The following is a 26,452-nucleotide window of genomic DNA, read 5'->3' on the forward strand; positions in this document are numbered from 1 at the left end:
AATGAGTTGGGGGCTCTGGCGTAGGACCAACCGGCGTGGATGGAAATCAGCCGCTCAAAGCGTGGCGGTATCCGTCTCCAGTCCAAACAGAAGCCTTCCGGTCAGTTCCCAGGTCGCAGGCGCCGTCATCATGTGCTGTGTGGCCACATGCACATCCCGGAAGGCCCGTTGCAGCGGAGACGTCCGGTGGACGGAGCTACCACCGCCCAGCAGATACATCCGGTCCACCACCCTGGCAGATGCTGTCGTGGCGTGGGTCGCAGCAAGACGCAGGTCGCGGCGATGGTCCACGCCGATGGACCCGTCCGCAGCGGCGGCATCCCATGCCGCCCCGACTGCGTTCTCCAAAAAGGCATGCGCCGCCCGCAGCTCCGCTTCACCCTGCGCAAGCTCGGACTGCGCCTGTGGCCGATGGGCAAGTGTCTTGCGGCTTCCCTGAGGGACCTTGCCGCCACCAATTTCAATGATCTCGTCGATCGCCTGGCGGGCCAGTCCTGTCGCGACGGAGGCAATGCCCACCGCAAGCAGCCCGAACACCGGAAAGGCATAGAGTGGATTTGTGAGACCTGGGGGCCTGGTAATGTCCGCCCCGTGCCCAAGAGGCACCACCACGTCATTGGCTTCAAAGTCGCTGCTGCCGCTGCCGGCAAGTCCGGACGGGTCCCAGTTGTCATGCAGCTTCAAATCCTGAACCGGCATGGCGAACATTTGCGTCCGCGGCCGCCCGGCATCGTCCATGACCGGTGCCCCGTCTGACATCAAACGTGCGCCGCCAAAGACCCATTGCGCGTTGTGCGAGCCAGAGCCCCATGCCCAACGCCCTTTGACCGTTGCACTGTCTGTGGACATGTCCGCCGTGCCCATGGGCGCAAAGACACCTGCCGTAATGGTATTGGGATCATCGCCATAAATGCGCGTGGCCGCCGCCGGATCCAGATAGGCCGCTGTCAGGCCGGTCGTGGATCCGATCATCACACACCATGCCGCGGACCCATCCGCCTGGGCCAGTGCATCGATCACACCGGCGATCTGCTGCGGTGTCGCTTCAAGCCCACCCAGCGCCTTGGGAACAGCCATGCGGTAGAAGCCCGCTGCCGCAAATCGGTCCGCAATGTCCTGCGGCAATTGACGCCCGGACTCGATCTCCGCAGCACGCTCGCGCAGTTCACCGGCAAACGCATGGGCGGCAGCGATGAGACCGTCCCCGCCCGTGGGGTGGTCTACCATCTGCGCTGTGTCACTGGGCATGATGATTTCCCTCTTCGATCCTGGGCATCCTACGTTGGCTCGTAGGCCTATGTGCCGGTAAAGGTCGGCCGCCTCTTTTCAAGAAACGCCGACACGGCCTCGCGATGGTCGTCCCGCGTGAACGAGATCATCTCATAGGCAAGCGACGCGTCAAACACTGTAGCCGCGAGCCGCTTGAGCTCCATGTTGACCGCTGCCTTGGTGTGCTGGATGGCCTGTGGCGCACCTGCGGCCAGCTTGGTCGCAAAGGCAAGCGCTTCAGCGTGCAGCTCATCATCGCTGACCACGTAGTTGACCAGCCCGATGCGCTCAGCTTCCGCAGCGCGCACAGGATCACCGGTCATCAGATACTCCTTGGCACGCGCATAGCCCACAAGCTGTGGCCAGATGACGGCACCACCGTCCCCGGCGACGAGGCCGACGCGCACATGGGGATCTGCAACCTGCGCCCCCTCGCCCATGAAAATGACGTCACAAAACAAGGCAATGGTTGCCCCAAGACCAACCGCCGGGCCGTTGATGGCAGCGACAATCGGCTTTTCCACATCGAGAAGCGTCGTGACGATGCGGCGCCCTTCAGACGCACTGGGACTGGCTGCTTTGCCTTCAAGCCCTGCCTTCATCCAGGCAATGTCGCCCCCGGCGCAAAATGCATCACCGTCCGGATCGCCGGTGAGCAGAATGACGTGGGTCTGATCATCTTCCTGAGCATCGACGAATATGTCCGCCAGTTCATGATGCATCTGCTCGTCCACTGCATTGCGCAGCTTCGGATTGGACAGCATGAGCGTCAGGATCCCGGCATCGCGCGATGCCTTGATGCGTGTGTACCGGTCGAAACGGTCAGTCATTGGTCACCCCAGCTTGCACGTCCCGTGCGGACGTAGTGCGAAAGACGTTCAGACAAAAAAGTACCGCCGCCCTGCCCATGACGTAAACCTCAATTCAGGTCTGTCAGGGCGGGACGGCGGCTATGTCGCGATCTGCTGTCGGCAGTCTTAGGTTCCGCTGCGGAAGGCCTCAGCCGTGTCAGGATGCTTTACAACACCAGGCTCACCAAAGATGAGAACACTGCCGTCGGGGCCATCTACAACAGCCGAGTAGCCCTTACGGTCTGGACGGTCGACAACGTCAAATGACTTGCCGCCATCTGTGCTGTAGGCAACGCCGCCATTCAGGCCGGCAAGAACGATGGTTCCATCATCCAGCTGGATGCCGCCACCGAAGGATTTCTTCGAGCCGGTTTCAACCTGCGTCCATGTTGTGCCCTGGTCGTCGGAGCGCCACACATTGCCACGCATGCCGTAAATCAGAATGTTGCCATCGTTGAGCGTCATGCCACCCCAGAACGACCCGAAATAGGGTGTCTTGATGGGTTCCCAATTCGCACCATTATCGAGGGACCGGAACACAAAGCCGGTCTCAGCCGCAATGAACATGGTCCCGTCGGGGCCTTCAAAGAGCGCATTGAGATGTGGTTCATACTCAAGACCTTCCAGCGGCGGCGGAGGATCTGGAATGACCGACTGGAGGTTCCATGTCTCGCCACCATCTGTGGTTGAAAGGGCGGTGGAAAACGCGCCGACGGCAACGCCGTTGTCGGCGTCTGCGAACCGAACAGAGAACAGAGGCATTTCAGCCTCTGGGTCGTCATATTTCAGGTCCCAGTTTTCGCCACCGTCTTCCGTCTTGATGATGACGGCATCATGGCCGACGGCATAGCCGACTTTGTCATCTGCGAAATAGACAGCTGTCAGCAGTGCCTGGGTGGGAACCGACGCGGCCTGCCGCCAGGTCGCGCCTTCATCATCGGAAATTACAATGTGTCCGAACTGGCCAACGGCAACGATGCGTTCGCCAAGATCAGCGGCCGCAACAAGAAGTGTTTTGGCAGCAAGGTCGGACGGTGTGGCGTAGCCTTTGGTTTCCAGCTCGCGAATTACCGCAGCTTCTGCCGGATCAACCGTTGGCACGGCCTGGGCAGGCACGGATGCAACGCCGGCAAGAACCAGCGCGGCAACGCCGCCTTTAAGTGCTGTGCGTAGTGTGCTCATGGGTCTAACTCAATCCACTCATTCGCCTCTCACACAAGAGGCCTATACGTGCAGGTCCGGCATACAGATAAAAAGGTTGCCGCCGGTCTGACACTCGATTGTGTGTCAAATTCTCTGTCTATCCTACACCCTGACACGGTTTCACCTAGCGTCAAATCGACCTCAAATCACGATGCTGAAACTATGGCTAACAGCCACAGTCAGGCGTCGGCAGGGCGATGAGACCGGGTGTCAATGCGCCGGTCCTGGTTGGGTTTGGATGGACAGTAACAAACGGGCCGGACCTCGGGTATGAGGACCGGCCCGCCGTTGGATCGTACTTAGGCGTACAGCGACTTAGCGCACACCGAGCTGACGGATAGCCGAAGGCGTATACCGGTCAGGGTTGAGCTCATCGGCGAAGTAGTTCACGCCTGGCTCTTCGTTCTGCATGGCGAGTGACAGGTAACGACCGTTACCGGTGTCGTACACCACTTCAGTACCTGAACCACAGAGCGGTACGTTGTAACGCTGGATCGTGTGCAGTTCCTGCACGCGCCACAGCTCACCACGGCCGTCATAGAGTTCCGCCTGCGACAGCTGCCATGAGTCCTCATTGAGGTGCTTCACACGACGGCTGTAGATGTGACGGTTTTCAGCACGCAGATTCGCTTCGATCGTCCACACGCGGTGGAGTTCGTAGCGGATATTGTCCTGGTTCAGGTGACGGGCCTGAATGTACTGGTCGTACGGTGCGGATTCCGCATCATACGCATTGTAGGCGATGAGTTTTTCGCTCTTGCCTTTGACAGTCCAGTCAAAACGGTCCGGCGCGCCATTGTAGCCGTCGAACGAGTCTGAAGTGGACAGGCCGTCTGAGTTCGTGCCCGGGTTGTCATATGCAATATTCGGAGCACGACGCACGCGACGTGTACCTGGTGAATACTGCCATGCCTTACGAGCATCGAGAGCACGGTTGAGGGTCTCGTGCACCAGGATCACACTACCAGCCGCACGTGCCGGAGCAGTGGTGTTGGCGATGTAGTAGATCGAGATGTTGTCGAGTTCCTCGGCTGAGCCCTTGGACGGGTCAGACCACTGAAGGATGGCTTCATCCTGCACTGTCTGCAGCGTGTAGTCGCCGGTTGCCGTAACAGGAGCAGCCGTAAACTGACGTGTCACCTTGAACGCACGATAGCGAAGGGTGTGGTTCCAGATCGCTTCCAGACCGGAATTGATAATCGGGAACGGTGAACCCATGATGCCTTTGCCGACACCATTGCCGCCACCAACAAGTTCAGAAACGACAGCGTTCTTCTTGTTGGCTTCGTAAACGTATTCAGGGAACGCGCATGAGCGACGTGTCTGATAGACGTTCATTTTGTAGGTGTCATACGTAGAGAGCAGCTTTTTGTAGCCCTCTGTCAGCACGCCGTCATACTGGCCCATATTGGCCGGCGTAACAGTGTACTGAACCGCGTCACCCGAGAACGGGTTCTGCAGACGGTCACCTGCATTGTACGTAACACCCGGAGGGGGTGTCGGCAGACCACCGGTCCATGCCGGGATCGCCCCGCCATTGCCGGCCTTCTCGCCACCCATCGGGTTGAGATCATTACCCAGACGATCTGCCTGGGCCTGCGGGACTGCTGCGAGAGCGGCTGACGCGCCGAGCGCTACACCACCTGCAATAGTAGCCGCAAGAATGCCACTGGTTTTCATTGAGAATCTTCCTCCACTGAAGAGTTCGTTTGGCGGTCGTCCGGTTCGCAGCATCACCTACGCCATCTGACCAATCGTGTTCCCCACGAGTTTTTGGTGTGACGCCCGGACCGCCTCAGGATTGAGACGGTCCGGTGTCAAAGTCGTATTCAGTCTAACCTTAGAACGAGTAGCTCGCTGTGAGCGACACAAAGTCGTCGTCAAGGTTGTTCTGGTAGGTCTCGGAACCCATGAAGTCCGTGTAGCTCAGGCCAACGCGCCATGTGTTCTGCAGATTTGCAGTAACGCTGAGGCCGATTGAACGACGGTCTTCAACAAAGTTGCCAAGCGGTGCCGGAGTGAAACCCTCCAGATCGTGACGGTACACGAGCTGTGGTGAGAGCGTCCAAGGCGTGCCGAAGGCATTGTTGTAGTCGAGACGTGTCAGGAGGATACCACCGTATGACGTTTCAGTCGGACGGCAACCCTGACGGCTGTCGAGGTTGAGGATGCCACCAAGCGGCAGATCAGTACCTGAGCGGCACACTGCAGACAGACGGTTGAATTCAACCACCGTACCAGCAGCCTGCGTAGCAGGTGACTCATCCGGAACACCAGGAACGTGCACGACGCCAAATTCCGTCACCAGGATACCGATGTCGGCACCCAGGAAGTTGATGAGCGGGTTGGAGTTTGTGTACGTAGCCGTCGTACCGATCTGGAAGGTAAACACTTCCTCACGAACGAAGGCAGTTGGTGTGCGACCGAAGTTGCCTGGAATACAACCGGTTGTGTCGGTTGCAGCAGGCTGTGTACCCGGCTCTGTGGAAAGCGGCGAAATGGCCGTCCGCAGAACGTCACCGAAGGTGATGATACCCACACACTGTGCACCGGCGGCAGAAATTGTCTGCTGCGTGGTGTCAACCTGCAGTGGCTGGTTTGGACGGTAAGAGAATTCACCCTGTACGCCCCAGTCGCCGACTGTGGTGTTGAAGCTGATACCCCAAAGCTCAATGTCTTCTGGGTAGATCAGTGTGGTGGACAGGTTCTGCGTAACAGCGACGTTTTCAACGCCATCCGGAGAGTATGGGATAGCACCCAGACCCGGGATTACAATCGTCGTGGACGTACCGATGAAGATACCGCACTTGACGAGGGCAACCTGACGCATGTTCACCGTGGACTGACCAGCCGTAATGGTGGCGAGATCAGCAACAGCTGTTGCGTTACCAAGCGCACCGTAAACAGCAGCAGCTGTAGAAGCCATTGCCGCAGTCGTCGCGTTCGGGTCAGCAACATTCACACCTTCGAGGAAGCCGCCGTTCTGGAGTGATGTATCCGCAAAGTCACGCGGACCAGCACCGAGAAGGGCGCCACATGCCTGAGCACCAGAGGCAATAGCTGTGCCTGTTGTGCCTGGAGCCTGAATGCTTGTTTCAACCTGGGCGATGCCGTCTGGCTTCACCTGGGCGATTGGCAGACGGGAGTGGTACTTCATGTAGTAGAAGCCAAACTCGGTTGAGTTCAGAGCTTCAGAGTACCAACGAAGAGCAACACCGAACTGACCTTCGTCCTTGGCATTGATGTCACGACCACGGGTCGTGCCTTCAAGAGCATGAACGTTGGACACATCGTCGACGATGCCGCCATTGCCGTCAGCATAACCGTTCAGAAGAATTGTCTGAGCGGAGCCGTCTGTCGGCAGGTCTGTCAGATAGTGCTGTGACGAAGCTGTCGAGCAGCCCGTACCAACAAGTGCTGAGTAACGGGCAGCCTGACCAAGAGCAGCCGCAAGGTTGCGGGTTGCGTTGGTCGTGTTGTCACAGTTACGCAGGTTTGGACCGGAGCGCAGGGAACCGGAGTAGAAACCGACACCCTGGTTACCACCAACGCTGGAGTTGGCATTCGCCACGTCTGAACCAGCAAACGGCGTACCGGCTGGATCAAGCTGGAATGGTTCCCAGTCGAGCTGGTAGAACGCTTCCAAAGACAGGTCGAATGGCAGTCCAACAGAACCGTACAAGGCCCAGACCGGAATCAGGCCTTCCTTGATTTCCACGCCTGGACGACGGAATGCGCTGACGTCAACCGGGTTGACCGAGTTGATGCCGTTGAAGATGAAGGTACCTTCACCCCAGGAGATAACCTGCTTACCAGCGCGGAAGTTGATCGGCAGGCTGCCGAGATCAAAGTCAGCTGACAGGTAAAGGTCGAGCAGGCGAACGTCGCGGCCCACTTCTTCCCGGTTGTTGTCGTCGATACCGAACCGATTGTATGAACCGGAGCTGTTCAGCACCGCATCATAGAATTCCGTGGCACGGGCAAACAACGTGAAGTTGCGCCATGTCATCTGGAGATCGTGGTTGGCTTTGATGTTGGCAGACGTCAGGTCGCCAGCACCGAAGTTCAGGAACCGGTCATCCGTGTTGGGTGAATCGTCAAAGTTGAACGGAACAGCCGTGCCACCAAGCGCGGTGTTGTTCGTTGACGTCGCCGGAGCAACCGAAGCCGGGAAACCAAACAGGTTGGCAGTACCAGTCGGCACCAGCGTTGTAACGCCGGTTGTGCCCGGGATCGTGCCACTTGTGCTGTTTTCACGTGGGTCGCGGTTACCACCGTTGAACTCAGTCAGAAACTGACTGCGAGCATCTTTGGTCTTCATCTGAACACCGACGGAAACCGTCGTGTCAAAGAAGATTTTCAGTTCGCCGAACTCAGTAGACAAAGCATGTGCTTGTCCCCCTGAGACCAGCAGACCCACACCCACGGCACTGCCTAGGAGTGCGGATCGCAAATTGCGAGTAGTCATTTGAGCGATCCTCCTCGATCCTCGCTTATTAGACGTAATGACGAAGCTAGGAGGAGTAGGGGCCCTAAAATATAGAGCACGATCCCTGTCCCCCCGGCCAGTCAGCATCCCTCGCGCCTAGACCACTGGATGACCCCTTGTGAGTCAACCCGATTGTGATGGAATGTGACGCCGCGATAACATCATTGGGTGCGGGTATGGCTTTTTGGTCACGTTTTGAGCAGTTTTGTTAACGATACGATAATCATTCACCCCATGCTGCAGTGCAATATATCCATAGCTTCAGTCGCTTAGCGGGTTGGCGGTCACGCCCTTGGGACGAATCAAAACTGCCCCTTTTAACGCCAGAGAGGCATGCAAATCAGCAACAGCCACCCTCAGCAAAACGCACTCAGTGCAGATTTTTCCGGCGCTGATCTCAGCTGCCCGCTCCGCCTCCGGGCACCGCCCGGCGGCAGCTATTTCACCCTCGAAGTGACCCGCAATCCCGGGTTTACTTCGTGTTCAGGCCTGCCGGGCCACTTTTAAGCCGCAAGCTCTCTTGGGCGCGCCTGATCTGCCTCAAGGCCAAATCTCATCTTCCTGCCAATCTTCCTGTCAGGGGAGCGGGATGTCGAGTTACGGTTTGGACAGACACACCGGCCCCCAAACCGGCCCCCAAACCGGCCCCACGGCCAAAAATCAATCTCGGCGTGCCAGGCCGGCATGCACAAAGGATCGCCTGATGACCGCAACGCGACAGCAGCCCACCCCCCTCCAGCTCACTCTCAGCCTGTTTGCGGCGCTGACTGTCACTGCCGCCGTGCCAGCCATCGCGCAGCCAGCTGATGCAGCCCAGACCCCAGCCACCGCGGAAGACAGCGCCCCAGATAGTGCCGCATCCGAAATGACCGCAGCTCCGGATGCCTACACAGCCATTCAGCAGGCCTTGATGATGGCCGAGCCCGGCGCCGTCATCGAACTGGGCCCAGGCCGGTACGAATTGACCGAAGGGCTTTCCCTCAACGTGGACGATGTCACCATCAAGGGCGCAGGCATGGATCAGACCATCCTGTCCTTCCGCACCCAGGAAAGTGGTGCCGAGGGTCTTTTGGTGGAATCCTCCGGCGTTGTCCTGATGGATTTTGCCGTGGAAGACGCCAAGGGTGACGCCATCAAGGTCATTGGTGCCGATGGCATCTCCTTCATCCGCGTGCGCACCGAATGGACCAATGGTCCCGACCCGCTCAACGGGGCCTATGGCCTTTATCCGGTCGCCTCCAAGAATGTGCTGATTGATGGCGCCATTGCCCGCGGCGCTTCTGACGCCGGCATTTACGTGGGCCAGTCAGACAACATCGTCGTGCGCAATTCATTGGCCGAATACAACGTGGCCGGCATCGAGATTGAGAACAGCTACGTTGCCGACGTCTATGACAATGTGGCCCAGCACAACACCGGCGGTGTTCTGGTGTTTGATCTGCCGAACCTGCCGCAGCAGGGCGGACACTCCGTCCGCGTCTTCAACAACAAGATCATCAATAATGACACCCCCAACTTTGCCCCAGCCGGCAACATCGTTGGCGGCGTGCCCATGGGCACCGGCGTGATGGTGATGGCCAATTCAAAGGTGGAAGTCTTCGACAATGAGATTGCCAACAACGTGACCGCCGGCGTGATGATTGTCGCCTATCCCAATGAATACGAAGACGAAAACTATTATCCGTACCCGGAAGGCATTGCCGTGTGGGACAATACTTTCACCAACAATGGCACAGCACCCGACAATGACATCGGAGACCTGATTGCCTCCATCTCCGGCACGCCTGTTCCCGACATCGTGTGGGACGGCAACATTCCCTTGTGGCATTACTTCACCGGCATCCCTGAAAACCGGGGCGTCTATATCGGCGACAACACGGGCAGCGATCCTGAAACCGGGCAGGCCACATTCATCGATGCCGATGTGATCGGCTACTTCGCCTGGAACTGGTTCCATTCTCCAAGCCGCGAGTTGCCAAACCATGCAGGCGGTGTAGCGCGTCTGACGGGCGCAAATGTTCCGATGCCCGATGCGGCGGCTGCCTCCAGTGAGGCATCCCAGCAGTGACCATCCGGCGTGCAAGTAAATGGCTCGTGGCCCTGGGTATGGCATGGGCTGCTGCATCATCAGCGCAGGCTGCCGTCAACGACGCCGCCATAACCGGCAGCGCCGCGCCCAAGGCTCTGTCTGAGTACGGCTTCTTTGACGACCTCAGCGCACAGACACCAGCAGATCGCGTGCTGCCCTACGATCTCATCACACCGCTGTTCACGGACTACGCTGAGAAACTGCGCTTCGTCTATGTGCCTGACGGTGAGACCGCGCAGTACAATCCTGATGACGTCTTCGCATTGCCCGTCGGCTCTGCCCTTATCAAGACATTCGCCTACCCGCAGGACGCCCGTGCACCCGGTGAAGACCTCCGTCTGATCGAAACGCGTATTCTGGCGCACACGCCCAAGGGCTGGCGCACCTACCCCTATGTCTGGAATGCCGACATGACCGACGCTGTGCTGTCTCCCCTTGGAGCCAAGCTCGACGTCTCATGGATAACCGCAGACGGCACCAGCCGCACCATCCGCTATGCGGTGCCGAACATGAACCAGTGCCGGTCCTGCCACGTCAAAGGTACAGGCCGCGACCGCGTGACAGTCCCCATCGGACCAGAAGCCAAGCACCTCAACAAGGACTATTCGTATACGGATGGTATAACCAACCAGCTCTTGAAGTGGACCGAGGCAGGCATCCTGACAGGCACGCCGGACGATCCTGACGATGCACCACGCATCGCAAGGTGGGACGATGCCACACTGCCGATTGCTGATCGCGCCCGCGGCTATCTGGACATCAACTGCGCCCACTGCCACGCGCCCGACGGCCCGGCTCATACATCCGGCCTTTATCTGGACACCCGCGCCACCACACCTGCCCAATACGGCATCTTCAAACGGCCGGTGGCAGCCGGCCGCGGATCAGGCGGACATGATTTTTCCATCAACCCCGGTGACCCGGATTCGTCCATCATCGTCTACCGCATGGACTCGACCGATCCGGGCATCATGATGCCGGAGCTGGGCCGCTCCACGATCCACCGCGAAGGCGTTGCCCTGATCCGCGAGTGGATCGCGGGCATGGACAATTAGCGCCAGCCCCACACCCTTGCAGCTGTCGGCATCAAGGAAAGCGACTGGCAGAAAATCGCGGAGATGGCGATGCAGAATTTCGTCGTGCTCTCAAACCTACGACCCGTTACGGGTCCGGACGACATCTTTAAGATACTGAAGATTGCTGCCTAGGGAGCGAAACGACGATCAGCTTTCGCCGTCCATCTCATCCCAGACTTCAGTCAAGACGGTATTGGCCGTCACAGCTGTGGGCCAGCCGCTGTAGTGCGCAAGATGAAGAATGACTTCTTCGATTTTGGCTTTCGAGATCCCCAGGTTGCGCGCGCCACGAAAATGCAGGCGCAGCTCGTGCTCCCTGTTGAGAGAGATCAAGGATGCGAGCGTAATGAGGCTGCGTTCCTGGAGTTCCAGACCCTCGCGCGTCCAGATCGTGCCAAAGAGCGCGGTCACCGTATGCATTCGCAGATCATCGCTGAGCGCCGGATTGGCCTTGGCCAGCAGGCCGAGCTTTTCGACCACCTGCATGCCTGCCGTTAGAGTCTTCTCGTCTGCGTCATAAGCCATCCGCTCATCCCTTCTTCAGCGCCTGTTGAAAACCGGTTCCTCGCGACTGACGAAGGCCAGAACACCGGCCTTGTGGTCATCGCTCTTGGCTAGGGGCGCAACCTCCCGACCAATCGCCGTCGCCGCCTCTTGGGGATCAAGATCAAAAGCCTGCCCGACCATGCGCTTGGTTGCTTCAACGGAAAGCGGTGCCCGCGAGGCAATGCGGTCGGCAATAGCCAGGGCTTCATCCAGCAGACTCTCGTGGGGATGAACCGCTGTTACCAGGCCATAGGTCAAAGCTGTCTGGGCCTGTGTTCTAAGCCCCGTCAACAACATGGCTTTCGCCTGGGCGATACCTATCAGCCGCGGCAGACGATAAACGGAAGCCATCAGCCCCACATTCACACCGGCACCGATAAAGAATGCTTTTTCGCTGGCGACACGCACGTCACAACACAAGGCAAGCTCAAGCCCACCGCCGACACAGGCACCGTTCACCCCGGCAATGACCGGCACCCTCAGAGCTTCAATCTTGTCGAGCAACCGGCCAAACTGACTGAGGCTGGCAAGGGCGTCCTCGCCACGCGTCATTGCTTCCCGCAAATCGTCTCCGGCACAGAAACTCTTGCCACGCCCGCTCAGAACCACAGCGCGCACGGACAGGTCCGTCTCGATACCATCCAACACCGCTTCGAGCCGGGTGCGGGTTGCCAGATCAAGCGCATTGGCCGGAGGACGGTCGATCTCAATCAGCACAACGCCGTTGTCACGGTGCTCCACATGCAGAGTGTCGCCTGTATCAGCAGCGCTTTTGGGGGTGGTGCCTGCAGGTACGTCGCTCATAGGCCGATTACCCTTTTGGAAGAAAGACTTTCAATGTCAGCAGCCGAGAAGCCTGCATCGCGAAGCACATCGCTTGTGTGCTCACCGATGGCAGCCGGCCCTCGTTTCAGCGACACCGGTGTCTGCGACATGGTGATTGGCGCACGCGGAAACGTCCGGCCATCTACTTCCTGCAGGAAGCCGCGATCATTTGCCTGCGGATCTTCAAGCGCCTGCGTGATCGTGTTGATCGGTCCGCAGGGCACTCCCTGCGCTGTAATCAATTCCACCCAATGCGCCACCGGGTGCACCGCCAGAATGGCTTCCAGCTTCGCCTGCAACGCATCGCGGTTTTCCACACGCAGATGGTTCTCGGCAAATGCCGGGTCGTCTTTGAGTTCCGGTGCCCCGATCACATCGCAGAAACGACTCCAGAGTTTTTGACTGTTGACCCCAACGACCAGAAAGCCGTCTGCAGCCTTGAGGGCCTCATAAGGCGCGGCAAGCCGGTGCCGCGTTCCCGCGGGTTCAGCAACAACTCCCATGGTGAGTGCCATGCCGGTTTCCCACATCGTGTAGGCCATGGCGGACTCAAACAGGGAGGTTTCCAGATACTGCCCCTCGCCCGTATTGGTTCGGTGATTGACCGCTGAAACGATCCCAAGCGCTGTAAAAACACCTGAGTTGAGATCGGACAGGGGCACGCCGGCCGCGACGGGACGCTCCGTCCCGATTTCGCCGGTGAAACTCATGATGCCGCTCATCGCCTGGGCAACAAGGTCAAGCCCACCGCGATTGCGATAGGGGCCCGTCTGCCCAAAGCCGGAGATCGATGCATAAATCAGTTCTGGATTGACCGCTTTGAGCTGCTCATACCCAAGGCCCATCCGGTCCAGGGCACCCGGACGATAGTTCTCCACAAATATGTCAGAGGTCTTGGCCAGCTTTTGGATGATCTCTGCGCCCTCAGGTGTGGCCATGTCCACAGCGATTGCGCGCTTGTTCCGATTAACGAAGTCATAGGGCTTGAACGGGATTTCCGCCCGCCCACGCGTCACTTCACCGCCAAGCGGTTCGATCTTGATGACATCCGCACCAAGGTCCGCCAGCAGCATCGAACAATAGGCACCTGCAATCACGTGGGTGCAGTCCAACACCTTCAGGCCATTGAGCGCACCTTGTGAGGAAGCCATGTGATCAATCCTGCCCTGACACGTGAAAATATATTGTTCCATATTGTGGAACGTTTCATTCTGTATTATGGAACGTAAGACACGCGCCCATTTCTGTAAAGGGTTGAGCATGGAAAGCGTACGCACCGCCCTGAGCCTGCTTGAGCTTGTGGCAGAACATGGTGAAGTGGGCGTCAGTGAGTTGGCGCGCCAAAGCGGCGAACCCAAGACAACGGTTCAGCGCAATCTCGTGACACTGCATGAGGCCGGTTGGCTGCGCCCGGTGCAAAAAGGCAGCCGCCGCAACTGGGCCGTCTCATCGAAGATTTTGACCGTCGCAAGCCACGTGGAGCCGGTCGCCGACCTGCGCCCGCTGGCCTTGCCGGTTATGGAGGACCTGCGCCAGAAAACAGCGGAGACAATTCACCTCATGCAGCGTGACGGCAAAGAGGTGGTGCTGATAGAGCGTCTGGATTCACCGCAAGCGCTGCGCACCGTCCGCGCCATAGGCTTGCGCGCGCCTTTGCATGTGGCATCAAACGGCAAAGCCGTGCTGGCAAATCTGGAACCGGATCAGATCGAAGACTATCTGAGCGAAGAACTGGTCGCATGGACGCCGTCATCCCATACCGACCCAGCCAGGCTGCGTCGTCATCTCAAGCTCGTTCAAAAGCAGGGCTATGCATTCAACGATGGAGAACTCGATCGCGATGTAAGGGCGATCGCAGCACCGGTGTTCGACCCGAATGCAGTGCCCATCGCCGCCCTGTCCATTTCGTGCCCGGCGACCCGCTTCCCAAAATCAAAGATCGAGACCTATGGACGGCTGGTGAAAGATGCCGCTGCCACAATCACTCGATCTATCGCCTCAGGCGCTTAGCCGCGCTAGACTGACGGCGGAGGAAAATCCATGGCTGCCAGTCTCATACGCAAAACCAAGGCACGTCGTCCGAAAAGATCATTGCTCGCCGCAGAGCGCGCGAAACGTGATCTGGCTGCGCGCGAATCCGGCCTTGTCATCCCGGTGAGCGAGTGGCTTGGCCACAACAACGGCCCCTCCCTTTTCACGCCATCCGCCTATCTCACATACATCTGGCGCAAGGCATACGATGCCGCATGGTCTGAACCCAATGCCGGTATCGTCATGCATCGCATGAGACGCGCTGCTGCACTGGGACTTTCATACAATGATTACGTCCTCGAATTGCTGGAGCGCGGCGGACATCCTGAATCATCGGCTATACGCCCTGCATGAAATAGAGATTGCCCGACGCATTGTCTGCGCGTAGCGCAACAATGGCTTGGTACATGTCAGACGTGTACCAGGCGCGTGCCGTTTCCATATCCGGAAACTCAAGCATGACGCGGCCCGTGTGCTCGCCCAGTGATCCCTCGCGCAGATCCGTCTCGCCAAGACGTACAAGATAGCGACCGCCATAGGCTTCCAGCGTCGCACCCACCTTCTCCGCATAGGCCTGCATCTTCCCCATGTCGGGAATGGTTGCTTCCCACACCACATATGCTGTCATCGCATCACCGGCCTTTCCAAAAATGAAGTGAGGGCTGCCAGCACCTCGTCGGGCCGCTGTTCCATCACATAATGATCAGCACCCTTGATGGGGACCATCTGCGCACCTGGAATACGGGCCGCAAGGTCGCAACCAATCTCGACGGGACAATATGGGTCCTTGTCACCCCAGATGATCGTTGTCGGGCAGACAATGCGTTCGATCGCACGATCAAGGTCGCGACGCGCTGGCATTTGATAATAGCGAAAGAAATGTGTCATCCAACGGCGCCCTTGGGCCGTGTCCATCCAGCCCACATAGTGGTCCAGCAGCGCATCGTCAAAGCAACCCTGCCTGACGTGTCGCTGGAGCAGCGCCTTGTTAAGCCGGCCAAGCGGAACCTGATGCACAAGCTGCCGCAAGCCGGGCACACGGGCCATGGCACACAGGATGGCAAACTGTGCGTAGGTTGGCTGCGGGAATGTCCGGTGCGCCCGCGAGTTGATGATGGACAGCCGGTCCACCCTATCCGGGTGCTGGATGGCAAAGCCAAGCCCGAGAAAGCCACCATAGTCGTGGCCCACAAGGGTGCACCGCTCCACATCCAGCGCATCAAGCAGCAGCCCGATGCGTCCTACCTCGTCCCAGTATCGCGCAGGCGTCGCAAACCCGCGCTCGGACAGGCCCCAGCCAAACCAGTCTGGCGCGATCACCCGCGCGCGCTGCGACAGGTGCGGAATCTGATGACGCCATGTAAGCAGGCTCTGGGGATACCCGTGCAGGAGCAGCACGACCTCCCCTTCACCTTCATCAATGATCGACAGACGCGTGTTCGCCACATGCATGTCACGGCGAAGAGGTAGCGATGCTGCAATTAAGTGTGGAACCTCGGTCATGAGGTCAGCCTGCCGGGACACCGGACGCCGCCCAATTACCCCTCAGGTAGCCATCTGGACCCAGCCCCCTGACTCCGAAGACACCACGGGCTAGACTGCCGCCAACAAGAAAACACGACAGGGGAACAGGAATGACCAACACAGCAACCGGTGGCTGCCTTTGCGGCGACGTAACCTACTCATTTGATCGCGATCAGGTGGTCTCCAGCCATCATTGCCATTGCACGGATTGTCAAAAATCCACAGGCAGCGGCAAAGCGACGATCGTGTTCGTGCCATCTGCTGCGGTCGACATGAAGGGTGATCTCAAGACCTACACGGTTGAGGGAACAGCCGGCAGTCACGTCAAGCGCGGGTTCTGCGGCAAGTGTGGCTCGCCCCTAGTGAGTTTCATTGAGGAAAACCCCGGCCTGACCATCGTCAAGGCCGGCTCCCTGTCCGACAGCAGCTGGGTAAAGGTTGCTTCAAGCTTCTGGTCTGACTCCGCCCAGCCCTGGTCACCGGTTGATCCAAACTGCGACTCCGTTCCCCAGAACCCGGCCATGGGTTAACGAACCGCATATCGGGCAGACAGACACGGCAAGGAAGACACCCATGACGTACGACCTCATCATCCGCGGCGGCACCATCGCCGACGGCACCGGCAACGCCACATTTACCGGCGACATCGCCATCAAGGACGATGTGATCATCGAGGTCGGCAAAATCACGGCCAGTGCTGCTCGCGAGATTGATGCCACAGGTGCCCTTGTCACGCCGGGCTGGGTTGATATCCACACTCACTATGATGCCCAGGCCACCTGGGACACTGCCCTTGCGCCTTCGTCATGGCACGGCGTAACAACCGCCGTCATGGGCAATTGCGGTGTCGGTTTTGCCCCCGCCGCTCCTGACAAGCACGACTGGCTCATCGGCCTGATGGAGGGCGTGGAAGACATTCCCGGCGCCGCCATGACCGAAGGCCTGACGTGGGGCTGGGAAGACTTCCCCGGCTATCTGGATGCCCTGGATCGCCGCAATTACGCCATCGACATCGCAGCCCAGGTGCCCCACGGCGCAGTGCGTGGCTACGTCATGGGCGAACGCGGCGCCAAGAACGAAGAAGCCTCCGCAGAAGACATCGCCCGCATGGCACAGATCGTCGAAGACGGTGTACGTGCCGGTGCTGTTGGCTTCTCCACCTCGCGCACCTTCTTGCACAAAGCGACCGATGGCGAATACGTGCCCGGCACATTTGCCAAGGAAGACGAACTCTTCGGCATTGGCGATGCGCTGAAGCGCGTTGGCCATGGCGTGTTCCAGATGACATCCAACCACAAGGACATGGACAAGGAGTTCGGCTGGATGGAGCGCATGGCGCGTGACCTTGGTGTCACCGTCACGTTCAATCTCGTCCAGACCGACGAAGCGCCCGAGCTGTGGAAAAAGATGCTCGGCCTTCTGGACAAGGTCGACGCTGAAGACCTGCCGCTCTACGCACAGGTCGCAGGCCGCCCGGCGGGCATCCTCATGGGCTGGGAATGCACGGTGCATCCGTTCATTGCCTTCCCAAGCTGGGCCGAACTTGCCGCGCTGTCACCAGAAGACCGCCGCACCCGCGTCGCTGATCCTGATTTCCGCACACGGATGATTGGCGAAACCCCTGCCGACATGCAGGGCTTCGGCCTCTTCGTCACCCGTAGCTTTGAAAAGATGTTTGTACTGGATGCAGGCGATGGCTCTGCCCCGGACTACGAACCAACACCTGAACAAAGCGTGGCTGCCATCGCCACGGCGCAGGGCATCAAGCCCGAGCAGGTGATCTACGACGCCATGTGCGCCAATGGTGGAGAAGGCCTCTTGTACTTCCCACTGTTCAACTACACGTCCGGCGCCATGGACCCGATCCACACCATGCTGCAGCACCCGCGCACCAATATCGGCCTGGGCGACGGCGGCGCGCACTGTGGTGCCATCTGCGACGCGTCCATTCCAACCTTCATGCTGACTCATTGGGTCAAGGGCCGCACGCGCGGTGACAAGCTGCCGCTCGAATTCATCGTCAAGCGCCAGACCCGCGACACTGCCCTGCTCTACGGCTTTGCCGACCGCGGCCTCCTCAAGCCGGGCATGAAAGCCGACATCAACATCATCGACCTGGACAAGCTGGCAATCCCCGCTCCACACATGGCCCACGACCTCCCCGCCAATGGCAGACGCCTGGTGCAGGAAGCCACCGGCTACATCGCAACTCTCAAGTCAGGCATCGTGACATTTGAAAACGGCAAGGACACCGGCGCGCGGCCGGGTAGTTTGTTGCGCGGGCCTCAGTCTGCCTAGGCACCATCTTTAGGAGCGTCAGCCCGTCGGGACGTCACTTGTATCACCCAACGCACAGTAACTTGGTGCGTTGTCGAAGGGCGGGTCCTCCACACCCTTTGTTTTTGCAACTCTCTGTGCTTCTTCTGCCCCAAGTTGGGTAAACTCTTCGCGAAACTCTGATGGAAACACCTTCGGCAATCCTTGCGCTCGTAAAGCTCTGTTCCTGTCCCAAGCCGCCTGAGAGGGCGGCGTACGTACTGCACCGTAAATTACGTTTCGCCAAAAGAAACCGACATCAGATTCTTGCATCGCGATGAGAAAGATGTTGTCGGCCTGTTGTTTTGAGCATGACTGTGTCCAGTACAGGAAATCATGCACGACCGCCGCACTGCTATAGAGATCGGTAGATGATAGAGCCGGACGTGCAAACGCCGGAATGCTGGCAAAGTCCGTAACAAAACCAGCGGGCACGACAATTTCCTCGCTTGTTGTGCCAATTCGATAGACCAAGTCCTGTTCCAGAACCCAATCCTGATAGAATCTGTCGGGTCTCACAGTTGGTGTGGGAATAGCTTGGCAAGCCGAAAAAGACACAAGAACGAAAAGTGTCACAATAGCCCGCATACTCACCCCTCCAATAGAACAACCAAATGCATCTAATGGTAGATTTGCGACTATGACAAGGCACAAATTGCTCGAATAGCCTTGGTCAGCTAGGTGCGAAATATCTACCGCACCTAGTTCACTAAGCAGACACCCGCGCCATCTCAGACTCAAACGTCTTGAGATCAAAATAGTCGCGCCATTTGCGGATGATGTTGCCGTCCATCTCGAACGCGCCCATAACCGGCAGGGTCATCCATTGACGGTTGATGAGGAACTTGTCGCTGCGCTCGGTCAGCACGGTGCCATCGGCGGTTTCCGAGATGGCGTGCACCACCCAGTCAATGTCGCTGGCGGAATTGAAGAAGGCTTCAAGCACACCTCGAATGGCAGCGGTGCCGGTGACCGGGTCCATGGGCAGATTGTGATAGAAGCTGTCCTCATCGAAGAAGCTCATGATCCTGTCGAAGTCGCGCGCGTTCCACGCATCGACAAAGTCCATCACCACCTGCGTGTTCGCTGACATGGCGCCCGCTCCTATTTGCCCATCAAGGCAAACAGCTTAGAGCGGACTTCGTCGCGGTAATAGTCCGGCACCCGCAGCAGGTTGGACGCGCGGTTCATGAGGTTTTCCTCAAACACATCCACTTTGCCGTCTGCGGCGACAATCTCGAACATCATGTCCAGCACCGAGATGCGCCCGTCGCGGTCCATCTTGTCCGTCACAACATTTGTGAATTTGAAGAGGTCCGTCGCATCGCGCTCTGCCGCCTTGGCTTCCTTGAACAGGTCTTCGGCTTCACGGTCAGACAGCTCGAACTGGCCTTTGAGAAGATCAACCAGCTTCATCGCTTCCTCGATGGTTTCTTCCCCATCGATCACCAGTGAGCGCACCAGCAGCGTGGCAATGGCCTTTTGCAGCTGCTGGTCTTCCGCCGCGGCCTCTTCCTCGTCCCCGATGAGGGATTTGAAGCGGGCGGTAATGTCATCAAGAAAACCCATGGGACGCATTTCCTTCTGCCGTCAGGCGTAACTTCACATTGGCGACCACATATAAGGCGAAACGCCAAGAGGTGAAACAACGCAGATACCAGCGGAACAATACGCCGACAGACTGGTTCTGCCTGTCGAAGCCCATTCGACTTTGCCTGAAAGGACGCAGACCCCATGGCTGATATCTACAGCGAAATCGAAACCGAGCACGACAAGCACCGCAACCTGCTTGAGCGGCTTGTTGAGACATCCGGTGACACAACGGACCGCAAGGCCCTGTTTGCAGAACTGAAGGCGGACCTCACCGCCCACGCCAACGCCGAAGAGCAGACCCTGTATGCCGCCCTGCTGGAAGACTCTGACACCCAGGAGCAGGCCCGCCACTCCATTGCCGAGCACAAAACGGTTGATGATCTGCTTGAGGATCTGGACGAAACAGATTTCTCAAACCCCGGCTGGCTCGCCAACGCCAAGAAGCTGCGCCACAAGCTCGAGCACCACATGGAAGAAGAGGAGAAAGACGTCTTCTCCATCGCCCGCGATGCCCTGTCAGAAGCCGAGGCAGACAAGCTGGGCGCCGACTTCCGTCAGCGCAAGGCTCAGGAGTTGAAGGACGCCGCCTGACCGCAGACCCCGCTCCCTGGAGTCAGCTTCGCGCCATGATGCGAAGCCCGTTTCCATCAGGATCCTTGACATCAAGGCTGCGTGAGCCGTCATCGTTTTCAACGATGGCGGCTGTTGCCGTGAGCGGTGTCAGCCGCGCCAGCAATGCTTCCAGGTCGTCGGCTGCCAGATGAAAATCCCGGTCCTGCCCGGGAACGCCGTCTCCGCCCCCTTTGCCCGCCACGTACAGCGCCATCCCCATGTCAGCGCCGCCAAGCTGTGCCCAGCCATATTCATCGGACACGAAATCTGCCGTAAGGCCAAAACCCGTGCAGTAAAAATCAACCGCCCGGCCAAGGTCGGTCACGGGAATTTTCAGAAAAGCCAATCCAAGGGTCATCTGCCTGCCTGATGAAAAGAGGACCTGAAAGAGACAAGACAGCCTACACCGGTCTCACACCGCTCCGACAGATGGCCATCCGTTTTTTGCAGACAGGATGCACCGACGGACAACCGCCGCCACTTTCCAAGGACCGGATGCAAAAGGGCCGGTGGTGCCGCTTAGGTGACTTGAACACCTGACCCCGTCATTACGAATGACGTGCTCTACCAGCTGAGCTAAAGCGGCTTAACCATTGTGAGGCTGGCCCGCGAAAAGCGGGGTGACCTGACCGGCGGGCGCGGAAGATAGGGGGAATACGGCCCCGCTGCAAGTCATGAAGCAGAGCAAATCCACCCATCGCCAACGCGCGCTGAGCCTACCCTTTGATGGTTAAGAGAACCTTGGCCATGCGCCGCCGGCCTGGTGTCTGCCTTACCAAGCAAAACGGGGAAGACGCGTCAGCCGCATCTTCCCCGTTTGACGTCTTGAATGGTCGACAACTGCCTTACTCGGCGGCCTCCTCAGCCACGTCCTCTTGGGCGTCCTCGACAACGTCGCCTTCAGCCGCGTCTTCTGCGGCCTCCACAGTCAGGGAGCCGTCGTCTTCGACGGTGACGGTTGCCTCAAGAGGCGGCATCACCGGCGCAGCAGGCGCGGCCGCAGCGGCTGCACTGGCCGCCATGAAAGCCCGCACGTCATTGGCGCTGACATCGGCCACTTCTTCCATGGGGATATGACCAACATTCTCGTAGACCACCAAGGTGGAGTTGGGCAGCAGTTCATCAAACCGGTAGCCAACGGAGACAGGGATCAGCGGGTCCTTGTCGCCCCACATCACGAGGGTCGGCATCTCCAGTGACTGCACGGTTTCAGCAGGCACCTGGACACGCGGCGTGCCGAAGCGCACCCGCGTCGCTTCCCGTGTGCCCGCCATCACATTGAGCTCGATGTAGCGATCCACCATGTCGTCTGTGACGACCGACTGATCCACGAACACACCACGCAGACCATCTTCAAAAATGAAGCGCGGCGTCAGCCAGCGCAGCGCCGTGCTGACCACAGGCATGTTCACCAGGGAGAACGATCTCGCTGCATCGCCGGAAGATGTTTCAGCTTCTTCCCGCGCAATGCCGGAAGAGCACACAAGAATGAGCCCATCAAGATCATCCGGATAAGCCACCGCATAGTTGAGCGCCACCGCACCACCCATGGAGTTGCCGGCGAGCGTGAATTTCTCGACGCCCAGCTTGCGCACCACCTCATGGGTAAACGCCGCCATCCCCGTGACGGAATAATCCGCCTCCGGTGTTGCGCCGGTCAGGCCGTGGGCCGGCATGTCCAGCGAGATCACTCGGTAGGTATCCCCAAGGCGGGCAACCCAGGGCTCCCAGGTGTGGAGCGACGCGTTGGAGCCATGCACGAGCACGAGGACATCGCCATCCGGGTTGCCTTCGTCGCGCACATGCGCAACGGCACCCGACCGCAACTCAATGTATTGGGATGCGTCGCTGCCATATTTGGCCTGAAGCTCTTCACGCGGAATATCAAACCGCAGCCACGCGGCAATGATGACCGCGACCGCCACCAGAATGAGCGCCACAACGCCCAGAAAAAGCCTCTTAAGCATCAATCTATCCCCCTATGGTCGGCGCAGCGTTGCTCGCTGCATCCCATGCAGGCGCCATCCAGTCTGGCTTTACCAGGAGGCGCGCCGGTCTTCGTCTTCATCGTCAAACGGTGCCGGACCGGGATCATCCGGGCGCGGCGGCATGAAATCAATTTCTTCGTGAATATCCATCAGCTCTGGTGCCGGGGCTGCGACTTTGGCGGGCGCCGCCGGCTGTTCATTTGAATTGTCCGCAGACGCCACCTGTGCAGGCGTGATGTCCGTCGACGCCGGCCGGTTCACTGGTGCATCTTCCACAGGAGCGGGCGGCGTGGGCGGTGCGGGGACTTCAACCGGTGCCGGCAGCACAACGGCTTCAGCCGCCTGCGCCATGGCTTCTTCCGTGGACGAACTGCCAATCGGCATGACGGCGTTCGTTGGTGCACGCCACTCAAAGGCATCAAACGCCCCGGTGGTCGGCACCACAGGGGCCCAATTGGTGGTGCGATAACCATCAGCCACCCACTGAGCATCTGCCGGTGCCTTGACCGACCGCGACAACCATTCGCGCGTCGCACCCATGTCACCCATGCCCTCAGACAGTTCCGCCATCAACATGCAGATGCGACGGCTGGGGAAGGGTTCGGCATACGCAATGAGCTGTTCGCGCGCATCGTCAAAGCGGCGCGCGGCGATGGCAGCCCGGGCCACAAGCACGTGGCTTTCCACATGGTCCGGATTGCGGCCAGCCAGAGCGCGTGCCCGCTTGAGGCGTTGCTCCGCAGCTTCAACAGGGAAAATATCAAGAAAGACATCGGCAAGGTCAGGATGTGGCGACCGTGCCCAGGCGTCTTCAATGATCTTCTGCGCGCGGCGGGCGCGCCCATCTTCAAAGACAAGCCGTGAAGCCAGCGCGGCGGCAGGCACAAGGTCGGGAGCCAGGTCACGCGCTTCAATGGCATGGCGAAGGGCGCCGGCTCGGATGGCATGAACCGAAGGTGTATCAGCGCCATCAATGTCTTCTTCGTCACGCGGTCCGTCCGGCACTTCAATCTTGGCGGCTTCTGACTGCGCCAACCCAGTCAAAAGCACAGCACGCCGGCGGCGCGCATCGGTGCGCTCAACCAGCCCCTGCCCCAGACCCTTGTCCAGCGTCTCAAGGGCCGCTTCGTAGTCGCCCTGTCGCGCCTCAATGGCAAACTTGCCTTCAAAGGCCCAGGGTGTTGCGGGTGAGGCATCAAGCGCCCGCGCCGCATGGACCCGCGCCTGGTCAAGATCACCGGACGTCATGGCATGCTCAAACAATCCCTTGAGCGCCAGTCCATGGGTTTCAGGTGCGGCAAGCATTGCCCTGAAGGCTTTGCCGCTGGCCACTTCGTCGCCATTGAGTTTCGCTGCCTGGGCAGACAGCAGCAATGTCATGGCCGGCTGGTCCAGCAGCTTGTCTGCCTTGTCCGCATAGCGGCGTGCGGACTGGCCATCCCCGGATGCCACCGCCAGGAGGCCCCGCGACAACGCCTCGTAGCCGCGCACTTCCTTGCGCGACTGCCAGAAGCTCACAGCGTTTCCTGGTCCATGCATCACAAAGCTGAGAATGCGCTCTGCGAAGATTGCGAGCCCCACCAGCAAAGCAACCAGCCCAAGTGCGGTTGCAACACTCATGGCGATCTGCCGGTCGCCCACCGTCGCCACAATGTCGCCGGGGACCCCGGCAATGGCAGCCGTCAGCGCTGCCAGAACAGCTACAATGAAAAAATACCAAAGGGCGCGGATCATTGCGCAGCGCCCCCATCTTCAGCCGCAGGGGCTTCGGGAACCAAGGTCTCCGCCGCAGGAAGGTCTGCGTCCGGCTTGTGTGCCGTTGCCAGATCTGTCAGCAGCGATTTGCGCATGTCTGTGATCAATCCATTCACATCCGCCCGCGCACGCGCTGTTTCCAGCCACGGTGCCAGCGCCTCTGCCGCCGGGCCTTCAATGGCCGCGGCTTCTGCCACAGCAGCTGATACATCACCGTCACTCAGGGCGGCTTCTGTGCGGCCCAGCCGTGCTTCCAACCCATCGCCTTCAATAGCGCCGGTCTGGCGCACGGTTATTAGTGACAGGGCGTTGCCGGTAAATCGTTCCCACACACCATCAGCAGAGCCCGCAGCCTCGGCACGCAATGCCTCGCGCGCTGCCGGTTGGAAAGACCGCAACAGCGAGGACGCATCTGCAACACCGGTTGACGCCGCCTGTTCCAGGGCGGCCACTTGCTCCGCACCCGGAGCAAGCTGATCGACGGCGGCAAGCTCGCTCTCAAACGGCTTGCCCTCATTGGCTGCGCCCGCAAGGCTTGCCAGGGCAATACCAAGGGCGGCGCGACGGGCAGCTTCGGGGCGGTCAACCCGCGCCTCGACCGTTGCAAGCCGCGCTTCTGTCGCTTCGTCAGCGGCTGCCAGTGACGAGAGGCGATCGCTCTGCGCCGCCAGCGTGTCCTTTGTGGCATCGGCCCGCGCGCTCAAGGCGCCGAGCTCAGCCTGCACCGTACCAAGCTGTGTTCCCTGCGTTGTTTGCTGAGACCCAATGGCAGCGACGCCCGCCTCCATGGCGGCCACGCGACGCTCGGCAGAAGCAACGTCCTGCACAGCTTCTTCGGCGGCAGCGACCCGCGTCTCAAGTGTCGTGATGATTGCCTGAAGCGCCTCGATCTGGTCCGGCTGAACCGCCGTTGCCGCAACGCTTGCCGCGGTTTCCGTATCGGCCAGGCGACCGTCAATTTCCGTAATCAGACGCAAAGCTGCATCAAGGTCTTCTGCTCGTGCCAGCGTGTCCACATCCGAGCCCGTGGCAACGGACAGCTGCGCTTCCACATCATTGAGTTTGGTTTCAAGCGCGCCCCGGGCGTCGTCGGCCTCACGAAGCTCACCGCCCAGACGCTCCACGTCGCGAAGCAGCGCTGCAATGCGCGTGTCTGCTGACTCAAGCTGCGCGCTGACATCCGTTGGAACAGTGCCGCCATTGAGCACAGCTTGCCCGGTTTGTTCATTCAGCAGACCCGCCTGCCAAAGGACCGCCGCCAGAACAGCCGCACCGCCAAAAAACGCCGCGATCGGCGCAGCAACGGCCAAGGCCGATCCGCCCCCCTTGGAAGAGGACGTGGCCGGCGCATCCGTCACATCTTCCGCCGTGCCGTCAATAACGCGGGCCTTGCGTTTCTCCTCACCCGAGGAGGCGCTTGTGGTGGTGTCGGCAGGCTTTTCGTCGGGAGTGTCGCTGCTGCTCATGAGGTCGCAAAAAACTCTTGTGTTAGGGGGCCAAAACAAAGGCGCCTTCAGGCCAAAACAGATGGCCCATACGGGTCGCAAAGACTAGAGGGCACTTAAGGAGACAACAAGGCAATGAGATGCGGTGTTTCCGGCGCAGTTGCAACCTTGCACTTTACCGATTCAGGCGCAGAAATCCGCGCCGTGAGCGCATCTGCCACCGCCGGAGACAGGCAATAGGCATCAATGGCCGCCAGTTTGCCCGAAAGACCTGCTTTTTCCGCCAGATCGGCAAGCACTCGCGCGCTTCTCGGCGAAAACAGCAGTACACCGTCCAGATCACCGGCCGACAGTCGGCCCGCGACACTCTCCGGCAGGATCTCCGCAAGGCGCGCCTCATAGCCAACCACACGATTGACCGTGAAGCCCTGCGCAGTCAGCGCCCCCGCCAGATCACCTGCGGCTGCTTTGCCTGAGACATGAAGGAGAGACCCATCATCAGGCGCCAGCTTGGCGGTCACCAGCGCGGCCAGGGCATCAACATCCCCGTCAGCTGCCTCCACCTGCATCCAGCCAGCGTCTCGGGCCAACTGGGCACTGGCCTTGCCAACGGCAAAGGCCGTCATGCCATCCGGCGGCGCACCGATCTGCTCAGCAAACGCCCTCACCCCATTGGCACTGGTGAACAGCACCGCCTGCACGCCTGCCAGCTCAATGGAAAAATCGCGAACAACAACCTGCATCAGCGGCGCGACGAGTACCTTGTGTCCAAGCGCCCGCAAAGTGTCCGCCAGCAAGGACGCATCAGGCTCTGGACGTGTGACAAGAAGATGCATGGGC

The 26,452-nt window shown here is 59.4% G+C and carries 25 protein-coding genes and 1 tRNA gene; 7 read left to right on the forward strand and 19 right to left on the reverse strand.

The window, feature by feature from the left end:
- Positions 1–54 precede the first annotated feature (54 nt).
- The 5 genes from BN1012_RS14960 to BN1012_RS14980 form a co-directional block, all read right to left on the reverse strand.
- Positions 55–1,248, reverse strand: coding sequence for an acyl-CoA dehydrogenase family protein (locus tag BN1012_RS14960; RefSeq protein ID WP_244442913.1), 1,194 nt, complete (start codon positions 1,246–1,248; stop codon positions 55–57).
- Between the two features lie 47 nt (positions 1,249–1,295).
- Positions 1,296–2,099, reverse strand: coding sequence for an enoyl-CoA hydratase/isomerase family protein (locus BN1012_RS14965; RefSeq protein WP_043950209.1), 804 nt, complete (start codon positions 2,097–2,099; stop codon positions 1,296–1,298).
- A 147-nt stretch (positions 2,100–2,246) separates the two neighbouring features.
- The gene (locus BN1012_RS14970) at positions 2,247–3,302 is read right to left on the reverse strand and encodes a WD40/YVTN/BNR-like repeat-containing protein (protein WP_043950210.1); all 1,056 of its coding nucleotides are present in this window, start codon (positions 3,300–3,302) and stop codon (positions 2,247–2,249) included.
- A 336-nt stretch (positions 3,303–3,638) separates the two neighbouring features.
- A complete protein-coding gene (locus tag BN1012_RS14975) occupies positions 3,639–5,003 on the reverse strand; it encodes a DUF1329 domain-containing protein (protein WP_043950211.1) in 1,365 nt (454 codons plus the stop codon).
- Between the two features lie 160 nt (positions 5,004–5,163).
- Positions 5,164–7,791 carry a DUF1302 domain-containing protein gene (locus tag BN1012_RS14980; protein WP_171815989.1) on the reverse strand — a complete coding sequence of 876 codons (2,628 nt, stop codon included), beginning with the start codon at positions 7,789–7,791 and terminating at the stop codon, positions 5,164–5,166.
- 724 nt (positions 7,792–8,515) lie between these two features.
- Here BN1012_RS14980 and BN1012_RS14985 point away from each other — a divergent pair.
- Positions 8,516–9,880 carry a parallel beta-helix domain-containing protein gene (locus BN1012_RS14985; RefSeq protein WP_052535439.1) on the forward strand — a complete coding sequence of 455 codons (1,365 nt, stop codon included), beginning with the start codon at positions 8,516–8,518 and terminating at the stop codon, positions 9,878–9,880.
- The gene (locus tag BN1012_RS14990; RefSeq protein WP_197538313.1) at positions 9,877–10,956 is read left to right on the forward strand and encodes an SO2930 family diheme c-type cytochrome; all 1,080 of its coding nucleotides are present in this window, start codon (positions 9,877–9,879) and stop codon (positions 10,954–10,956) included. Before BN1012_RS14985 ends, BN1012_RS14990 begins: the two co-directional genes overlap by 4 nt.
- A gap of 168 nt (positions 10,957–11,124) precedes the next feature.
- On the opposite strand, the gene BN1012_RS14995 is transcribed toward BN1012_RS14990, so the two are convergent.
- From BN1012_RS14995 to BN1012_RS15005, 3 genes are read right to left on the reverse strand one after another with little or no spacing between them, the layout of a single operon-like run.
- The gene (locus BN1012_RS14995; RefSeq protein ID WP_052535441.1) at positions 11,125–11,502 is read right to left on the reverse strand and encodes a carboxymuconolactone decarboxylase family protein; all 378 of its coding nucleotides are present in this window, start codon (positions 11,500–11,502) and stop codon (positions 11,125–11,127) included.
- 15 nt (positions 11,503–11,517) lie between these two features.
- On the reverse strand, positions 11,518–12,327 hold the full coding sequence (locus BN1012_RS15000; RefSeq protein WP_043950214.1) for an enoyl-CoA hydratase/isomerase family protein: 810 nt from the start codon (positions 12,325–12,327) through the stop codon (positions 11,518–11,520).
- Entirely contained in the window at positions 12,324–13,499 is a 1,176-nt protein-coding gene (locus BN1012_RS15005; RefSeq protein WP_043950215.1) for a CaiB/BaiF CoA transferase family protein, read from the reverse strand. Before BN1012_RS15005 ends, BN1012_RS15000 begins: the two co-directional genes overlap by 4 nt.
- A 109-nt stretch (positions 13,500–13,608) precedes the next feature.
- Between BN1012_RS15005 and BN1012_RS15010 the strand changes: the two genes are divergently transcribed.
- Positions 13,609–14,358, forward strand: coding sequence for an IclR family transcriptional regulator (locus BN1012_RS15010; RefSeq protein ID WP_043950216.1), 750 nt, complete (start codon positions 13,609–13,611; stop codon positions 14,356–14,358).
- 30 nt (positions 14,359–14,388) lie between these two features.
- Entirely contained in the window at positions 14,389–14,733 is a 345-nt protein-coding gene (locus tag BN1012_RS15015; RefSeq protein WP_052535442.1) for a hypothetical protein, read from the forward strand.
- On the opposite strand, the gene BN1012_RS15020 is transcribed toward BN1012_RS15015, so the two are convergent.
- Positions 14,717–15,007: a DUF1330 domain-containing protein gene (locus BN1012_RS15020; protein ID WP_043950217.1), complete on the reverse strand. Its 291-nt coding sequence runs from the start codon at positions 15,005–15,007 to the stop codon at positions 14,717–14,719. The two genes, BN1012_RS15015 and BN1012_RS15020, sit on opposite strands and share 17 nt — an antisense overlap.
- A complete protein-coding gene (locus tag BN1012_RS15025) occupies positions 15,004–15,882 on the reverse strand; it encodes an alpha/beta fold hydrolase (protein ID WP_197538314.1) in 879 nt (292 codons plus the stop codon). The genes BN1012_RS15020 and BN1012_RS15025 overlap by 4 nt, the downstream gene beginning before the upstream one ends.
- 131 nt (positions 15,883–16,013) lie before the next feature.
- Between BN1012_RS15025 and BN1012_RS15030 the strand changes: the two genes are divergently transcribed.
- Entirely contained in the window at positions 16,014–16,433 is a 420-nt protein-coding gene (locus tag BN1012_RS15030; RefSeq protein WP_043950219.1) for a GFA family protein, read from the forward strand.
- A gap of 43 nt (positions 16,434–16,476) precedes the next feature.
- The gene (locus BN1012_RS15035; RefSeq protein WP_043950220.1) at positions 16,477–18,201 is read left to right on the forward strand and encodes an N-acyl-D-amino-acid deacylase family protein; all 1,725 of its coding nucleotides are present in this window, start codon (positions 16,477–16,479) and stop codon (positions 18,199–18,201) included.
- An 18-nt stretch (positions 18,202–18,219) separates the two neighbouring features.
- On the opposite strand, the gene BN1012_RS17130 is transcribed toward BN1012_RS15035, so the two are convergent.
- The 3 genes from BN1012_RS17130 to BN1012_RS15050 all read right to left on the reverse strand — a co-directional run bounded on the left by BN1012_RS17130 (position 18,220) and on the right by BN1012_RS15050 (position 19,788).
- Positions 18,220–18,807, reverse strand: a complete 588-nt coding sequence (locus tag BN1012_RS17130; protein ID WP_052535444.1) for a DUF1353 domain-containing protein — start codon at positions 18,805–18,807, stop codon at positions 18,220–18,222.
- A 121-nt stretch (positions 18,808–18,928) separates the two neighbouring features.
- A complete protein-coding gene (locus BN1012_RS15045) occupies positions 18,929–19,312 on the reverse strand; it encodes a limonene-1,2-epoxide hydrolase family protein (RefSeq protein ID WP_043950221.1) in 384 nt (127 codons plus the stop codon).
- An 11-nt stretch (positions 19,313–19,323) separates the two neighbouring features.
- The gene (locus BN1012_RS15050; RefSeq protein ID WP_052535447.1) at positions 19,324–19,788 is read right to left on the reverse strand and encodes a tellurite resistance TerB family protein; all 465 of its coding nucleotides are present in this window, start codon (positions 19,786–19,788) and stop codon (positions 19,324–19,326) included.
- Between the two features lie 165 nt (positions 19,789–19,953).
- Between BN1012_RS15050 and BN1012_RS15055 the strand changes: the two genes are divergently transcribed.
- A complete protein-coding gene (locus BN1012_RS15055) occupies positions 19,954–20,403 on the forward strand; it encodes a hemerythrin domain-containing protein (RefSeq protein WP_043950222.1) in 450 nt (149 codons plus the stop codon).
- 22 nt (positions 20,404–20,425) lie between these two features.
- Here the strand turns inward: BN1012_RS15055 and BN1012_RS15060 are convergent, their stop codons facing one another.
- From BN1012_RS15060 to BN1012_RS15085, 6 genes are all read right to left on the reverse strand, one after another.
- Positions 20,426–20,782: a VOC family protein gene (locus BN1012_RS15060; protein WP_043950223.1), complete on the reverse strand. Its 357-nt coding sequence runs from the start codon at positions 20,780–20,782 to the stop codon at positions 20,426–20,428.
- A 152-nt stretch (positions 20,783–20,934) separates the two neighbouring features.
- A tRNA-Thr gene (locus tag BN1012_RS15065) sits at positions 20,935–21,010 on the reverse strand.
- Between the two features lie 259 nt (positions 21,011–21,269).
- On the reverse strand, positions 21,270–22,391 hold the full coding sequence (locus tag BN1012_RS15070) for an alpha/beta fold hydrolase (RefSeq protein ID WP_052535448.1): 1,122 nt from the start codon (positions 22,389–22,391) through the stop codon (positions 21,270–21,272).
- A 69-nt stretch (positions 22,392–22,460) separates the two neighbouring features.
- On the reverse strand, positions 22,461–24,146 hold the full coding sequence (locus BN1012_RS17135; protein WP_052535449.1) for a heme biosynthesis protein HemY: 1,686 nt from the start codon (positions 24,144–24,146) through the stop codon (positions 22,461–22,463).
- Positions 24,143–25,633 (reverse strand): COG4223 family protein, encoded by a 1,491-nt coding sequence (locus BN1012_RS15080; protein ID WP_043950224.1) that lies wholly within the window; start codon positions 25,631–25,633, stop codon positions 24,143–24,145. Before BN1012_RS15080 ends, BN1012_RS17135 begins: the two co-directional genes overlap by 4 nt.
- 95 nt (positions 25,634–25,728) lie before the next feature.
- Positions 25,729–26,448: a uroporphyrinogen-III synthase gene (locus tag BN1012_RS15085; RefSeq protein ID WP_052535450.1), complete on the reverse strand. Its 720-nt coding sequence runs from the start codon at positions 26,446–26,448 to the stop codon at positions 25,729–25,731.
- Positions 26,449–26,452 lie beyond the last annotated feature (4 nt).

This window comes from Candidatus Phaeomarinobacter ectocarpi (genome assembly GCF_000689395.1).
Lineage (GTDB): Bacteria > Pseudomonadota > Alphaproteobacteria > CGMCC-115125 > CGMCC-115125 > Pyruvatibacter > Pyruvatibacter ectocarpi.

What these genes read in the sequence shown, in the direction of transcription:
- BN1012_RS14960 (WP_244442913.1), bottom strand. Translation starts at nt 1,248, where the DNA reads ATGCCCAGTGACACAGCGCAGATGGTAGACCACCCCACGGGCGGGGAC.
- BN1012_RS14965 (WP_043950209.1), bottom strand. Translation starts at nt 2,099, where the DNA reads ATGACTGACCGTTTCGACCGGTACACACGCATCAAGGCATCGCGCGAT.
- BN1012_RS14970 (WP_043950210.1), bottom strand. Translation starts at nt 3,302, where the DNA reads ATGAGCACACTACGCACAGCACTTAAAGGCGGCGTTGCCGCGCTGGTT.
- BN1012_RS14975 (WP_043950211.1), bottom strand. Translation starts at nt 5,003, where the DNA reads ATGAAAACCAGTGGCATTCTTGCGGCTACTATTGCAGGTGGTGTAGCG.
- BN1012_RS14980 (WP_171815989.1), bottom strand. Translation starts at nt 7,791, where the DNA reads ATGACTACTCGCAATTTGCGATCCGCACTCCTAGGCAGTGCCGTGGGT.
- BN1012_RS14985 (WP_052535439.1), top strand. Translation starts at nt 8,516, where the DNA reads ATGACCGCAACGCGACAGCAGCCCACCCCCCTCCAGCTCACTCTCAGC.
- BN1012_RS14995 (WP_052535441.1), bottom strand. Translation starts at nt 11,502, where the DNA reads ATGGCTTATGACGCAGACGAGAAGACTCTAACGGCAGGCATGCAGGTG.
- BN1012_RS15000 (WP_043950214.1), bottom strand. Translation starts at nt 12,327, where the DNA reads ATGAGCGACGTACCTGCAGGCACCACCCCCAAAAGCGCTGCTGATACA.
- BN1012_RS15005 (WP_043950215.1), bottom strand. Translation starts at nt 13,499, where the DNA reads ATGGCTTCCTCACAAGGTGCGCTCAATGGCCTGAAGGTGTTGGACTGC.
- BN1012_RS15010 (WP_043950216.1), top strand. Translation starts at nt 13,609, where the DNA reads ATGGAAAGCGTACGCACCGCCCTGAGCCTGCTTGAGCTTGTGGCAGAA.
- BN1012_RS15015 (WP_052535442.1), top strand. Translation starts at nt 14,389, where the DNA reads ATGGCTGCCAGTCTCATACGCAAAACCAAGGCACGTCGTCCGAAAAGA.
- BN1012_RS15020 (WP_043950217.1), bottom strand. Translation starts at nt 15,007, where the DNA reads ATGACAGCATATGTGGTGTGGGAAGCAACCATTCCCGACATGGGGAAG.
- BN1012_RS15025 (WP_197538314.1), bottom strand. Translation starts at nt 15,882, where the DNA reads ATGACCGAGGTTCCACACTTAATTGCAGCATCGCTACCTCTTCGCCGT.
- BN1012_RS15030 (WP_043950219.1), top strand. Translation starts at nt 16,014, where the DNA reads ATGACCAACACAGCAACCGGTGGCTGCCTTTGCGGCGACGTAACCTAC.
- BN1012_RS15035 (WP_043950220.1), top strand. Translation starts at nt 16,477, where the DNA reads ATGACGTACGACCTCATCATCCGCGGCGGCACCATCGCCGACGGCACC.
- BN1012_RS17130 (WP_052535444.1), bottom strand. Translation starts at nt 18,807, where the DNA reads ATGCGGGCTATTGTGACACTTTTCGTTCTTGTGTCTTTTTCGGCTTGC.
- BN1012_RS15045 (WP_043950221.1), bottom strand. Translation starts at nt 19,312, where the DNA reads ATGTCAGCGAACACGCAGGTGGTGATGGACTTTGTCGATGCGTGGAAC.
- BN1012_RS15050 (WP_052535447.1), bottom strand. Translation starts at nt 19,788, where the DNA reads ATGGGTTTTCTTGATGACATTACCGCCCGCTTCAAATCCCTCATCGGG.
- BN1012_RS15055 (WP_043950222.1), top strand. Translation starts at nt 19,954, where the DNA reads ATGGCTGATATCTACAGCGAAATCGAAACCGAGCACGACAAGCACCGC.
- BN1012_RS15060 (WP_043950223.1), bottom strand. Translation starts at nt 20,782, where the DNA reads ATGACCCTTGGATTGGCTTTTCTGAAAATTCCCGTGACCGACCTTGGC.
- BN1012_RS15070 (WP_052535448.1), bottom strand. Translation starts at nt 22,391, where the DNA reads ATGCTTAAGAGGCTTTTTCTGGGCGTTGTGGCGCTCATTCTGGTGGCG.
- BN1012_RS17135 (WP_052535449.1), bottom strand. Translation starts at nt 24,146, where the DNA reads ATGATCCGCGCCCTTTGGTATTTTTTCATTGTAGCTGTTCTGGCAGCG.
- BN1012_RS15080 (WP_043950224.1), bottom strand. Translation starts at nt 25,633, where the DNA reads ATGAGCAGCAGCGACACTCCCGACGAAAAGCCTGCCGACACCACCACA.
- BN1012_RS15085 (WP_052535450.1), bottom strand. Translation starts at nt 26,448, where the DNA reads ATGCATCTTCTTGTCACACGTCCAGAGCCTGATGCGTCCTTGCTGGCG.